Genomic DNA, 12,975 nt, shown 5'->3' on the forward strand with positions numbered 1-12,975 from the left:
TAACCTACTGAACCTCATTTCAAATGCTTTAATTAAATTTTCTGAAAGAAAGATTATTGGGAGTTGTTTTTAAAAAATTTCTCCCAATAAGACTTTAAGGTATTTTCCCATTTATTCAATAAGATGAGGAGCTTTTATTTTAATTTAGTTCTCGTTCCTCTATTGTCTGTTGTATAGAAATCTCCTTTCTCGTACCATAGTGCAAACATCTTTCCTTTGTCTGAATTTGCTTTATGCTCCAAATCAATGTCGATAACTTTTTGCTTATAAAGATATTTTATTTCATCAACGATGGTATGTCCGATAATCATTTTATCTGCCTTATAATTCAACAGCGTTTCATCAACATCTTTTTGTGTTTCTTTTTCTGTTGAAATGCCTCTATACCAAACAGGGCTTTCTTTTCCTATAAAAATATCATTTGCCTGTTCACTTCCTGCAAATACTTTGTCTATGCCATTTCTGATCTGCTGATTGATTTCTTCTATGGTATATTTTTTAGGAAAGTCTTTGCTTATACCTGCGTGAACAAATAAGAAACTTCCTATTTTTTCAACTCCGTTCTTTGTTCTTAACCACCTTCCCAATTCGGCATTTTTAGCATACCAATTTTGATAATCTAATTTTAATGTGTCAGAATTTTCCTGGTATTTATCTCTCAAATATTTTGTCTGGCCCTTCAAGTTCATCATTTCGTGATTTCCCAATATAAAATGGACTTTTCCCCCTTGTCTTTCTGCTTCATCTTCCAATTTATAAGTTAACCAAAGACATTCGGTAACATTTAAATTTCTGTCAAAAAAATCTCCAACCAAAACCAGATGATTCTTTCCAAATGTCCATTTAAAGTTTTTATCAATAATATTATTCCCAATCAAAATGGACTTAAATCCATTAAAGTTGCCTTCAATATCTGAGATTACAAGCATTTTTTCTGGTAAAATATATTCACTTTGTTCGTTTTTCAAACTGTCTTTCAGTTTAAATCTGAAAGTGTCTTTTGTTTCATCAACATAACAATTAAGCGTATCTTTTTTAGTAATTTCTCCTTTGACTAACGAAAATTTATTCCCGCTGGGAATAATTTGATATTTAATTATTTTTCCATTTTCATATAAGATTATTGGCCCATCACTACTCACGGTCGAATCGTCTTCATCAGTTGCACCATGTTTTATTGACCAGCCTGGAAAAATATAAAGCCGCTGAATGACCTCATAATTCAAGAGCAATGCTCCAATTCCAAGGTATACAAAGATCGGCAAGAATAAATAGAGCGTAATTTTTTTTAATTTCATTGTTTGTTTTTTTAGAAATACCTGATGGTTTTGAATATGATCAGCGAAAATCTCTTAACACCAATACATATTTTAAATATTTAGTATCAAAAAGTCAAAATTTGTTACATTGACTTAGACCTATTTACTATGCTTGTTTTTCAGACGAATTTCTAAACAATAAACATTGGTATGATTATAAATCATTCTGTTAGGAACCACTGATACCTGATTGTCAGTTTAATTTTACCGCCTAATTTATATTTACCCACCATTGTTTAAACTGTTGATTGCTCTTATTTAGCAAAACAGACTCTCCAATCATTGGTGTTGCCAAACGGTAGGGCTGGTGCACGGATAGTTTGGTTATTCTGATCAGAGGTTCATCCCAGGGATGTTTGCCCAATGTAAATTTGGAATGATGTACAGGAATAACATTTTTCGCCTTTAAATCCAGGCTTGCTTTTACCACTTCTTCGGGTAAATTATGTACCGATTGCCAGGCCTTATCGTATTGCCCGCATTCCATAATTGCCCAATCTATTCCTCCATATTTTTTCCCTATTTCGATAAATCTATTGTCGTAACCACCATCACCACTAATATAAATCTTTAAATCAGGCGATTGAATTAGATATGACATCCACAAGGTTTGTCCTTGTGTAAAACTCCGTCCACTTTCATGATGTGAGGTTTCGGTAAAAAGCACAAAATCTTTTTCTATCGCTATTTTTTCGTTCCAGTCTTTTTCTAAAAGTTGTTTGGGTAAATATCCCCAGCGTTCAAAATGTGCACCTACGCCCAATCCGCAAACCACAAATTTAACTTTGTCTTTTAGGGCAACAATGGTTTCATAATCTAAATGATCGTAGTGGTCATGAGAAATCAGTAAATAATCTATTTCAGGCATATCATCGGCGGTGTAAATATCGCTTCCTTTATACGCCTTTACCGAACCGGGCAAAGGTGATGCCTGGCCGCTAAAAACGGGGTCAATCAAAAAGCGCTTTTTATTAAGCTGAATAAATACCGATGAGTGCCCAAACCACACCACCACATTGGTATCAGGCGATAATGTTTTCAAATTGGTTTTAATAGAAGGCAAACTATCAATCGGAGTACGTCTTGGATGGCTTTTGAAAAGCGTATTATACGTTTCACCCCAAATGCTATACCCTTTCGATAAGGTTGGCGTTTCAATTAGATTGTGAAATTTGCCGTTTTTATAATGGATAGATTTCTCAATTTTTGCCAGCCTGTCACCAGAAGGCGCTTGCCCGAACTGTGCCTGTTTAAGGTAAAGAAAAGTAGCCATTGCAAGCAATGCGACTAAGCACAAAAGTACAAGTCCTATTCGTTTTAAAATCTTAAAGGAACGTTTCATAGACTTATAACTTTGCCAGTTTTTTAATATCGGCAACCTCAATAATTTGTTCAGGATACCCCTTTAGCACACTGTTAATCATGGCCTGCCCTACTTCCTGCATGGTACAAGTCCAATTGGGTAAAAATGTAATCCATAAGGGATATAAAGCTGCAAAAACCTTATAAATAGTATTTATATTTTTTTGCCCTTTAATGGGCTTCATAAAGCCCGGACGAAAATTATACTGTGCTTTAAAGGGCAAATTCATCAGCGCATTTTCGGTTTTACCTTTTACACGTGCCCACATCACTTTTCCTTGCTCCGTACCATCTGTTCTGCGACCCGACACATAGTTAAAAACCATGTTAGGGTTTATGCCAGAAAGTGTCTCGGCAAAAGGTACGGTAATGCCATAAGTTGCCTTTGTAAAATCATCTTCTGTTACACCTACAGAACTTATACCAGCACAATAAAAACAAGCATCGTAACCCCTTAACTGCTCTTTAAATTCATCCAGCCTCGAAAAATCGGGCAACAACAATTCCTTTAATTTAGGATCATTTCTATCCAAATGTTTCCTGTTGATAATCAGCACCTCAGCTACATTCGGATTTGCTAAACAGGCCAGCAAAACCCCTTCGCCAACCATACCTGTACTTCCTGTTATTATTACTTTTATTTGCATTGTTTTATTTTTTAAAAGCCCTAACCTGATCAGTTATACGGACTTATCGTTTCTTTTTATTTTTAATTAAACAAAGATCATTTAAAATAATGAACAATTAGTTTGTTCAAAAGTCCAAATTTATCATTTTGGGAAATCCAGGAATTAGATCGAAATATAAATGAGGTACTTCCTGAATGTAGGGATGGGCGAATTTTATTTCATTAAAACAAAAAAGCCTCAACTTTTTCAAGTTAAGGCTTTTGTTGCGGAATGGACGGGACTCGAACCCGCGACCTCCTGCGTGACAGGCAGGCATTCTAACCAGCTGAACTACCACTCCTTTTGTTCCTCTTTAAAGTTAGAACCTCTTGTCTCTTTCGAGGTTGCAAATATAGAGACTATATTTTTATTTGCAAACTTTTTTTTCAAATACTTTCAACTGATTAATTTACAGCACCTTCCTGCATTTTCTCTGCATTTTCTGCAAACTGTAAAGCAGAAATAATCTCCTGGATGTCACCATCCATAATAGTTGGCAGGTTATACATGGTTAAACCAATACGGTGTTCGGTAACCCTTCCCTGAGGATAATTGTATGTTCTGATTTTTGCTGAACGGTCTCCCGTAGATACCATTGTTTTACGTTTAGCAGCAATATCACCATTCTTTTTTTGCAATTCGATGTCATATAACTTGCTGCGCAACATTTCCATCGCAATAACACGGTTACCCAATTGCGAACGCTCCTGCTGGCACACAACAACAATACCCGATGGTTTGTGTGTAAGCTGAACTTTCGTTTCAACCTTGTTTACATTCTGTCCACCCGCACCACCTGAACGCGAAGTCTGCAATTCAATATCGGCAGGGTTGATGTATAAATCAATTTCTTCTGCTTCGGGTAACACCGCTACCGATGCCGCCGAGGTATGTACACGCCCCTGCGTTTCCGTATCAGGTACACGTTGCACACGATGTACTCCACTCTCGTATTTTAACTGGCCGTAAACATCTTCGCCGCTAACCTTTAAAATCACCTCTTTATATCCACCAGCGGTACCTTCGGTAACATCAACAGTTTCAACTTTCCAGCCTTTAGTTTCAAAAAAGCGGGTATACATGCGGTATAAATCGCCTGCAAAAAGCGCAGCTTCATCTCCACCGGTTCCTCCACGGATTTCAAAAACGGCATTTTTAGCATCTTCGGGATCTTTTGGAATCAACATTAACCTAATGTTTGCCTCCATTTCCTCCTGCTGCTTTAGTAACAAGTCTAATTCTTCCTTTGCCATATCACGCATTTCAGGATCTTTTTCAACCGATAAAATCTCCTTATTTGCATCAATATTGCTCATCACATTTTTGTAGACTTTATATTCATCTACAATTTTGCCTAAATCTTTATATTCCTTGTTTAAAGCTGCAAAGCGTTTCATATCCTGTATCACATCAGGATTACTCAATTGCTCTTCTACATCTTCCCAACGCAGCTTTATGGCCTCTAATTTATCTAACATATTCTAATTTCAATTTGAAAACGCTCTTCATTGCATAGAAACAAATAAGTTTCACTTTTTGTTCCTGGGGTTTTACACCAAATTAACGGGTAAGGATTTAGTTTTACTAAACACCTGCAATAAAAGAAATGCAAAAATAAGGAAAAAAGCTGAATTAGTTTGGAGTAGAAATAATCGGTTTCAACCTGTTTTTTAGTTTTTACGGGAAATAAGTGGTTCGGTAAAATAAGGGCAGCCGAAAGTCCCGCTATCCCTTCTGCCAATGAAAAATTGGCATCCGTACTATCGGGTTTAATAACAAGGGCATTTCCTTTTCAAAACATCCAGTTGCAATAGTCGCGATTGCCGCGGTTAATAAATGGGATTGAAATGGCAGCTTCCGGTTTTTCAATCGGAACTATAATGAAAAGCAAGGCTAATTTAAATAGTTGCACAAATAATGCTTTCAAAAAAAATAAAAAAGCCTTTTAACTCCCCTGCTTAAAATATTCCAATTTTAAATCCTGCCCATCAAAAATACCATATGAAAAATAATTTAACCACTCACCAATATTCACATAGCGACTTCCATTGCCTAAATTTATATCCAAAGGCAAGTGCCGGTGTCCGAAAATAAAATAGTCGAAATGTTCTTTTTTAAGTTGTTCTTTGGCATAAATGGCAAGCCACTCGTTTTCTTCTCCTAAAAAAACTTCTTTCTCATCTCCAGCTGCACGGCTGCTTTTACTCCATCCATTGGCAATGCCAATACCCAAATTTGGGTGCAAACGGGCAAATAACCACTGACAAAGTCTACTTCTGAAAATTTTACGCAAAAATTTGTATTTCGCGTCACCTGGCCCCAAACCATCACCATGGTGCAGATAGAATTTCTTCCCTCCACGCTCCATAATTAGTTCATCACTTATAATTTCAAGGCCTATTTCTTTGGTAAAATAATCCCGAACCCACATGTCGTGGTTGCCTTTAAAAAAGTAAATTTTAATTCCGCCATCAGCCATTGCAGCAAGCTTACCCTGCAAACGGATAAAACCTTTTGGAACTACCTTGCTGTATTCAAACCAGAAATCAAAAATATCACCCATTAAAAATAACTCGGCACAATTGGGCTCAATAAAATTAAGCCAGTTTACAATGTGTGCTTCACGCAAGCGGCTTTCGGCATAATTGGGTGTGCCTAAATGAAAATCAGAAGCGAAATAAATGTTCTTGCCCATGTATAACCTCAAAGGTAAAGAAAAAGAACAAAGCAGGAAGCAAACATGCGCCGTTCATTAAGTTGCAAAATCATATATTAGTAAATAAATATGAATCAAAATGAAAAAACCACTCATTTTAGGCTTATTTGCAATAAGTCTTTTTGCCTGTAAACAAAGTCAAAAACCTGCTGAAAAAATTACTTTAATGACATATCCTGAAACTAAGAAAGATGCAACAGCCGATAATTATTTCGGTACAACCATAACCGATCCTTATCGCTGGTTAGAAAACGATACTTCTGCCGAAACAGCCAAATGGGTTATAGCAGAAAATAAGGTTACTCAAAATTATTTAGATCAAATCCCGTATCGGGCAGATATAAAAAAACGCTTGACCGAAATATGGAATTACCCAAAAGAAACTGCGCCTTTTAAAGCTGGAGCATATTATTTTTTCACCAAAAATGACGGCTTGCAAAACCAAAACATCTGGTATATTAAAAAAGGACTCGATGGGAAAGAAGAATTATTTCTTGATCCGAACAAACTTTCTTCTGATGGAACGGCTTCTGTTTCTCTGCTCGGACTTTCGCACGATAAAAAATACATCGCTTATTCAGTAGCACAATCCGGATCAGACTGGAGCAATATTTATGTAATGGATATTGCCTCTAAAACTAAACTAGCGGATGAATTAAAATGGACTAAATTCTCTGGCGCTGCCTGGAAAAATGATGGCTTTTATTACAGCAGATATGATGAGCCTGCGAAGGGAATGGAACTTTCGGCAGCGAATAAATACCAAAGAATTTATTTCCACAAACTGGGAGATCAGCAGAAAAATGACAAGTTAATTTTCGAAGATAAAACGAATCCGAACTTATATTTTGGCTCCAGTGTTACCGAAGACGAAAGTTTTCTTATTATTTATGCTTCAGCGGGCACCTCGGGCAATGCTTTATATTATCAGGATTTAAAAGATCCTGCTGGTAAAATCTCGCTTTTGGTAAAGGGTTTTGAAAACAACCACAGTATAATTGAAAATGTTGGCGATCAGCTTTTATTAAACACGGATTTAAATGCGCCGAATAAACAGGTAGTTTTGGTTGATCCTAAAAATCCACAACCGGAAAACTGGAAGAAAATTATTCCTGAATCCCAGTTACCTATCGAGGGCATTAGTACCGGTGGAGGCTTTTTATGGGCCAATTACCTCAAAGATGCGAGCACACATATTATTCAATTTGATTTATCGGGTAAGAAAATTCGTGAGGTAAAATTACCCGATATTGGTACGGTAAATGGTTTTGGAGGTTACAAAGATGAAACTGAATTTTTCTATACCTTCAGTAATTTCACTACGCCAGGAACAACTTATCGCTATGATGTGGCTAAAGCCGAATCAACACTTTATAAAAAATCGGAACTGAAATTCAATACCGAAGGTTATGAAACCAAGCAAGTTTTTTATCCTTCAAAAGATGGAACCAAAGTGCCCATGTTTATTGTGCATAAAAAAGGAATTAAGCTTGATGGCAACAATCCTGTTTTTCTGTACGCATATGGTGGGTTTCAAATCAGTTTAACTCCGGGTTTCAGTTTATCAAGAATGTTGTTTCTGGAAAAAGGAGGGATTTATGTTCAGCCAAGTTTACGTGGTGGCAGCGAATATGGCGAGGCCTGGCATAAAGGCGGAATGCTGGAGAAAAAACAAAATGTTTTCGATGATTTTATCGCAGCAGCAGAATACCTGATTAAAGAAAAATATACCAAACCGGAGAAAATTGCCATTTCTGGTGGTTCAAATGGTGGTTTATTGGTTGGGGCCTGCATGACACAACGTCCGGAGTTATTTAAAGTAGCTTTACCGGCTGTTGGCGTTTTGGATATGCTGCGTTACCATAAATTTACCGTTGGCTGGGGTTGGGCAGTTGAATACGGCACGAGCGATAAAAAAGAAGATTTCGGTTACCTGATTAAATATTCGCCTTTGCACAATGTTAAAAGTGGAGTAAATTATCCAGCAACTTTAATTACCACAGCCGATCATGACGACCGGGTGGTTCCGGCACACTCTTTTAAGTTTGCAGCAACCTTACAGGAGAAATATAAAGGCCCTAATCCAATTTTAATCAGAATTGAAACCAAAGCGGGTCATGGTGCCGGGAAACCAACCACCAAAATGATAGAAGAGGCTTCGGATATATGGAGTTTTGTATTTCAAAATTTGGGAATGAGCTGGTAATCCCTTAAAGCAATTCGTCTTTTAAAGGCTATTAAAATAATTTCTACCAAACCTATAGACCAATTATAATTTGTTTTAATGGATAAAATCACTTTAAGTTTTGTTTAAGGTTAAGCTAAAGCATATAAAATACTGGAAATTAATTTCTTGCAGAATTATCTGGAATATTTCTAAATAACAATATTGATAATACTTTATTTTGTAACTTTGCATCAAATTTTTTTTGAATGATCTCTACTGATATAGCCGTAATTGGCGCTGGTCCGGTTGGTTTGTTTGCCATTTTTGAAGCCGGTTTATTAAAAATGCGTTGCCATTTAATTGATTATCTGCCTCAGGTTGGTGGTCAGCTTTCTGAAATTTATCCTAAAAAACCGATATACGATATTCCGGGTTACCCTTCTGTTTTAGCTCAGGAACTAATCGATAATTTAATGGAGCAGGCAAAACCTTTCCATCCAACATTTACTTTGGGCGAGCGTATTGAAGGTTTAGAAAAACGCGGTGAAGCTGATTTCGTTTTAACCACCAATATGGGTACCATAATCGAAGCAAAGGTTGTTGTTATTGCAGGCGGTTTGGGCTGTTTTGAGCCCCGTAAACCTGCAGTAGAAAATTTAGAGAATTTTGAAAATGGCAAAGGTGTAAACTACATGATCCTTGATCCTGAAAAATATCGTGATCAGAAAATGGTGATTGCCGGTGGTGGTGATTCAGCCCTGGACTGGACCATTTACCTTGCTGAAGTTTGTTCTGAATTAACATTGATTCACAGAAGCGAAAGTTTCCGTGGCGCACCTGATTCTGTTGCTAAAGTAATGGCATTGGCAGAAAGTGGAAAAATCAACCTGGTTTTAAACAGCAATTTACACGCCGTACACGGAACAGACAAACTTGAAAAAGTGGAGATTGTTCAAAACCGTACCATGGAAAAATCTGTGGTAGATGCGGATCACTTAATTCCATTGTTTGGTTTAAGTCCTAAATTAGGTCCGATTGAAGACTGGAATCTAAACATCAGCAAAAGTGCTATTGAAGTAAACACAGACGATTATTCAACCAATATTCCGGGTATTTATGCAATTGGCGATATTAACACTTATACCAATAAGTTAAAACTGATTCTTTGCGGTTTCCACGAAGCAGCTTTAATGAGCCATAGTGCGTACCAGTATATGAACCCTGGTGTGAAGTACACGATGAAATATACAACTGTTAACGGCGTAGCTGAATTTTAATTGGCTTTACTTATATTTGCATTTTAGTATAAGTAAACCCTTAACATGGAAAATAACATTAACATATATATGCAGGAGCCGGACGGCTCTGTAACTGAACATGTTGCCCCAACCGATATGGGCCTTAGCCTGATGGAGTTTTTAAAGGCATCAGAATATGATATTTTGGCTACCTGTGGAGGCATGGCTTTATGTGCAACCTGTTGTGTTGATGTTTTGGAAGGTGAAGAAAAGTTAAATGAAATGACTGACGATGAGTATGCAATGTTAGATACCTTGCCGGATTTGTTGCCAAACTCACGCTTAGCCTGTCAGCTTCAGTTAAATAACAATATGGATGGTTTAAAAGTTAAATTACACTAGGTTTCCTTTTGTAAATATCAATAAAAAGCAAAAGCCCGGCTACATTAACGTAAGCCGGGCTTTCTATTTAAAATCAATTTCTAATTTACTGAAGCCGTATCTTTAATTGGTTTTCCGATTATTTTATAATTGCCATCGCCTTTTAGTATGGCTAACATTTGCGTTTGGTTGTTAAATAATGTTTTAGCAGCAGCCAGTTCTTTATCGTATTGAAAACTTTGTTCTATCCGGCCTTTATCATAAAAATAGCGACCTACAATTTGCGCTTCCAGCACCCGTTTAATTTCTGCTTTATGCGTAGCCAGGTCGTTCTTTTTTGAAGAGGTGAGTTTATATTTAAGATTTTCCAAATCGGCTTTAACTTCTTCTGATTTATTTTCCTTCTCGGCCTCTAAACGCAAATCAGAAAGCAAACGTTCTGTTTTACTTTGATAACTTAAATCTTTATCGGCAAGTGAATTGGTAAAAGCGGTATAATCTGCATCCGATACCTGAAAAGCTTTCGCTGATGGCAGGCTGGATTTATTTTTTACATATTGATTGATGTAGTTAAAGAATAAGTTTTTATTCAGCATGGAAATTGTAACCGGACTTAACTTTAAAGCATCAGTTACCACATCCGGATAAACGCCATTGCCACTATAAACATTTCTGCCAGCTTTGGTTTGAAACATGGTAATGGTTGAATCGGCAAAACGCTCTGCTCTCCCCTCTGCGTCTTTATGTGCATAATCCAATTTCTGAATACATCTTCCTGATGGCGTATAATATTTAGCCACTGTTACCTTTACCAGGCTATTGTAAGGAAGATTAAACGTTTGCTGAACCAAACCCTTTCCATAACTCCTTTGGCCAATTATAACGGCTCTGTCTAAATCCTGCAAAGAACCTGCAACAATCTCTGATGCTGAGGCAGAATTTGCATTAACCAACACAACCAGCGGAACCGAAACTGATATCGGCATCAATTGTGTTTTATAGGTAACGGTCTTCTCTACATTTTTACCCTTTTGCGTTACAATAAGTTGATCTTTATTTACAAAAAGGTTAACAATCTTAACCGCTTCCTGCAAAATGCCCCCACCGTTATTTCTTAAATCCAAAATAATGCCTTTAGGATTTTCTTTGTTTAAGTTAACCAGGGCATCTTTAACTTCCTGGCCAGAGTTTTCAAGGAATTTATCCAACTTAATATAACCTATACCATCGCCAACCATACCGGAATAAGATACATTTGGTTGTTTAATTTCTTCACGGATTAATTTCTTTAAAATCTCTTTTCCTTCGCGGAGAATGGCTAAATCTACCGTACTTCCTTTTGGCCCTCTTAACAAATGGCTCACCTCACTACGGTCTTTACCCTTTATCTCTATTCCATTAATTTTTAATACCTGATCTCCGGGTTTAACTTCCTGTTTATTTGCAGGATAACCTTCGCTCACATCATTAACAAATAGTTTCCCATCTATAAATACTGTGCCTGCGCCAATACCACCATACTGAGTACTAACATATTTAAGCTTGTAATCTTCTATTTCCGATTCGGGAACATATTCAGTATACGGGTCCAGACTATCAAGCATCGCATCAATACCTGTTTTCATCAATTGTGGCGCATTCGTATCATCCACATAATTAACATTGATTTCTTTATAAAGGGAAGCAAAAATATCCAGGTTTTTAGAAACCAGAAATAAATCCTCTTTAAAAGAAAAAGATACAATTGCAATACCCGAAACAACTGCAATTATGCCATATTTAATTTTTTTCATCGTTTATGCTTTTATAGGCCTATTGAAATAACGCCTGAAATATTTGTGATCTGTTGACGACTTGTACAAGGTAAATGTACAAAAAGAGATAAATATTAAAAACAGCATGTTTACACCTTAATGCAATAAGCTACAGTTTCTGAAGAAATGTTCAGCAGGAAAAGAAATTGAGTTTAAAACTAAAGTCTGTTTCCTTTAGTATCGGCTAGTGCTTTCTGGATTGTAAATTCTATGTAGGTACGATCGCGTTTTACCAGACGCATTAAATCACTTACAAGCTGATCTTCTTTACCAGGTGTAAAATCCAAAGGCTCATTGGCAAGGTCACGATATTTCCTTAAGAACTTTGTTTTTACTTTAAATGCAGTTTCTGCGGTAAGTTGAAAATTAGCCATAGCAAAATTTATTTGATGCAAAAGTAAAAAATATTTGTGGCACAGCCGGTAGCTTTTTATGGATACTGACAAAAAAAGGTGAAATTAGCGGCGATTTTACACACGATAATTCTGTTAAAATTGCGTTATAGTCTAAATCAGGTTTAAAAACCATAAAATTTAAGTTAAAAGATCAGAGTCTTAATTGACTTTAACCCTAAAAACAAATTAACAAAAAATGAAAAAGATCATCATCCTTATTGTCCTTCTAACAAGTGGCTGGGCAACATTACAAGCACAAACTTTTAACCTCGGTGTTAAGGCAGGCGTAAATCTTGCTAAAATAAATTCGGATTTCGCCAGTGAAGAAAATCGTTTGGGCTACCAAGTTGGGGCGTGGGCACGTATTGGCGGAAAAAGCTTTTATGTACAACCTGAGGCTTATATTGGTAGCAAAGGCAATAAATTTATAAGCTTTATCAATAATAATAATAACGAAGTTACTGCAGAAGGTAAAGTAAAGTTTACCACTTTAGACATCCCGGTATTATTGGGTACAAAATTTGGCGCCAAAAATTTAAACTTCCGTGTAATGGCTGGTCCGGTTTTATCTTTAGTATTGAGCGACAATTCTACTTTTAACGCTGCCTATGATCAAGCTACGGATTTTGACAATTACAAAAATCAGGCATTTGGTATTCAGGCGGGTGCTGGTGTAGATGTGGGCAGCATTTCTGTCGATTTACGTTATGAAGCCGGCGTTAGCAACATTAGCAAGAGTGATAAGTACAAACAAACCCCAAACCTTTTTCAATTGAGCTTAGGGTTTAAAATATTGTAATTTTAAAATTAAAGCGCTGGAATCTAATTTTATAACCCTGAAGGTTAGCGAGCATTAATAATGCTTTACTGTGTTCTAAATGCAATTAGATTCCTATAAAAAGCAAAGCCGCTTGT

The 12,975-nt window shown here is 36.6% G+C and carries 11 protein-coding genes and 1 tRNA gene; 4 read left to right on the forward strand and 8 right to left on the reverse strand.

Annotated elements, in window-relative coordinates; genetic code table 11:
- Positions 1-134: 134 nt before the first annotated feature.
- The 6 genes from O0955_RS03370 to O0955_RS03395 all read right to left on the reverse strand — a co-directional run bounded on the left by O0955_RS03370 (position 135) and on the right by O0955_RS03395 (position 6,044).
- On the reverse strand, positions 135-1,298 hold the full coding sequence (locus O0955_RS03370) for a metallophosphoesterase (protein ID WP_269426109.1): 1,164 nt from the start codon (positions 1,296-1,298) through the stop codon (positions 135-137).
- Positions 1,299-1,530: 232 nt separating this feature from the next.
- Complete coding sequence (locus O0955_RS03375) at positions 1,531-2,661, reverse strand: MBL fold metallo-hydrolase (RefSeq protein ID WP_269426110.1); 1,131 nt, start codon at positions 2,659-2,661, stop codon at positions 1,531-1,533.
- Positions 2,662-2,665: 4 nt separating this feature from the next.
- A complete protein-coding gene (locus O0955_RS03380; RefSeq protein WP_269426111.1) occupies positions 2,666-3,328 on the reverse strand; it encodes an NAD-dependent epimerase/dehydratase family protein in 663 nt (220 codons plus the stop codon).
- 248 nt (positions 3,329-3,576) lie between these two features.
- Positions 3,577-3,650 (reverse strand) — tRNA-Asp (locus O0955_RS03385).
- A gap of 103 nt (positions 3,651-3,753) precedes the next feature.
- The gene (prfA, locus tag O0955_RS03390; RefSeq protein WP_269426112.1) at positions 3,754-4,827 is read right to left on the reverse strand and encodes a peptide chain release factor 1; all 1,074 of its coding nucleotides are present in this window, start codon (positions 4,825-4,827) and stop codon (positions 3,754-3,756) included.
- A 467-nt stretch (positions 4,828-5,294) separates the two neighbouring features.
- Positions 5,295-6,044, reverse strand: a complete 750-nt coding sequence (locus tag O0955_RS03395) for a UDP-2,3-diacylglucosamine diphosphatase (RefSeq protein WP_269426113.1) — start codon at positions 6,042-6,044, stop codon at positions 5,295-5,297.
- A 100-nt stretch (positions 6,045-6,144) separates the two neighbouring features.
- On the opposite strand from O0955_RS03395, the gene O0955_RS03400 reads away from it, so the two are divergent.
- The 3 genes from O0955_RS03400 to O0955_RS03410 all read left to right on the forward strand — a co-directional run bounded on the left by O0955_RS03400 (position 6,145) and on the right by O0955_RS03410 (position 9,872).
- A complete protein-coding gene (locus O0955_RS03400; RefSeq protein WP_269426114.1) occupies positions 6,145-8,271 on the forward strand; it encodes a prolyl oligopeptidase family serine peptidase in 2,127 nt (708 codons plus the stop codon).
- A gap of 227 nt (positions 8,272-8,498) precedes the next feature.
- Positions 8,499-9,509: an NAD(P)/FAD-dependent oxidoreductase gene (locus tag O0955_RS03405; protein ID WP_269426115.1), complete on the forward strand. Its 1,011-nt coding sequence runs from the start codon at positions 8,499-8,501 to the stop codon at positions 9,507-9,509.
- 45 nt (positions 9,510-9,554) lie between these two features.
- Positions 9,555-9,872 carry a 2Fe-2S iron-sulfur cluster-binding protein gene (locus O0955_RS03410; RefSeq protein WP_269426116.1) on the forward strand — a complete coding sequence of 106 codons (318 nt, stop codon included), beginning with the start codon at positions 9,555-9,557 and terminating at the stop codon, positions 9,870-9,872.
- 80 nt (positions 9,873-9,952) lie between these two features.
- Here the strand turns inward: O0955_RS03410 and O0955_RS03415 are convergent, their stop codons facing one another.
- Positions 9,953-11,644 (reverse strand): S41 family peptidase, encoded by a 1,692-nt coding sequence (locus tag O0955_RS03415; protein WP_269426117.1) that lies wholly within the window; start codon positions 11,642-11,644, stop codon positions 9,953-9,955.
- 179 nt (positions 11,645-11,823) lie between these two features.
- Entirely contained in the window at positions 11,824-12,039 is a 216-nt protein-coding gene (locus O0955_RS03420) for a hypothetical protein (RefSeq protein ID WP_269426118.1), read from the reverse strand.
- 217 nt (positions 12,040-12,256) lie between these two features.
- Here O0955_RS03420 and O0955_RS03425 point away from each other — a divergent pair, with 217 nt between their 5' ends.
- Positions 12,257-12,859 carry a porin family protein gene (locus tag O0955_RS03425; RefSeq protein WP_269426119.1) on the forward strand — a complete coding sequence of 201 codons (603 nt, stop codon included), beginning with the start codon at positions 12,257-12,259 and terminating at the stop codon, positions 12,857-12,859.
- Positions 12,860-12,975 lie beyond the last annotated feature (116 nt).

Origin of the sequence: Pedobacter punctiformis, from assembly GCF_027213715.1 — a bacterium.
In the GTDB taxonomy this organism is placed as follows: Bacteria; Bacteroidota; Bacteroidia; order Sphingobacteriales; family Sphingobacteriaceae; genus Pedobacter; species Pedobacter punctiformis.

Excerpts from the sequence above, each read along its gene's own strand:
- O0955_RS03405 (WP_269426115.1), top strand. The coding sequence starts at position 8,499 with ATGATCTCTACTGATATAGCCGTAATTGGCGCTGGTCCGGTTGGTTTG.
- prfA (WP_269426112.1), bottom strand. The coding sequence starts at position 4,827 with ATGTTAGATAAATTAGAGGCCATAAAGCTGCGTTGGGAAGATGTAGAA.
- O0955_RS03425 (WP_269426119.1), top strand. The coding sequence starts at position 12,257 with ATGAAAAAGATCATCATCCTTATTGTCCTTCTAACAAGTGGCTGGGCA.
- O0955_RS03380 (WP_269426111.1), bottom strand. The coding sequence starts at position 3,328 with ATGCAAATAAAAGTAATAATAACAGGAAGTACAGGTATGGTTGGCGAA.
- O0955_RS03420 (WP_269426118.1), bottom strand. The coding sequence starts at position 12,039 with ATGGCTAATTTTCAACTTACCGCAGAAACTGCATTTAAAGTAAAAACA.
- O0955_RS03395 (WP_269426113.1), bottom strand. The coding sequence starts at position 6,044 with ATGGGCAAGAACATTTATTTCGCTTCTGATTTTCATTTAGGCACACCC.
- O0955_RS03415 (WP_269426117.1), bottom strand. The coding sequence starts at position 11,644 with ATGAAAAAAATTAAATATGGCATAATTGCAGTTGTTTCGGGTATTGCA.
- O0955_RS03410 (WP_269426116.1), top strand. The coding sequence starts at position 9,555 with ATGGAAAATAACATTAACATATATATGCAGGAGCCGGACGGCTCTGTA.
- O0955_RS03375 (WP_269426110.1), bottom strand. The coding sequence starts at position 2,661 with ATGAAACGTTCCTTTAAGATTTTAAAACGAATAGGACTTGTACTTTTG.
- O0955_RS03370 (WP_269426109.1), bottom strand. The coding sequence starts at position 1,298 with ATGAAATTAAAAAAAATTACGCTCTATTTATTCTTGCCGATCTTTGTA.
- O0955_RS03400 (WP_269426114.1), top strand. The coding sequence starts at position 6,145 with ATGAAAAAACCACTCATTTTAGGCTTATTTGCAATAAGTCTTTTTGCC.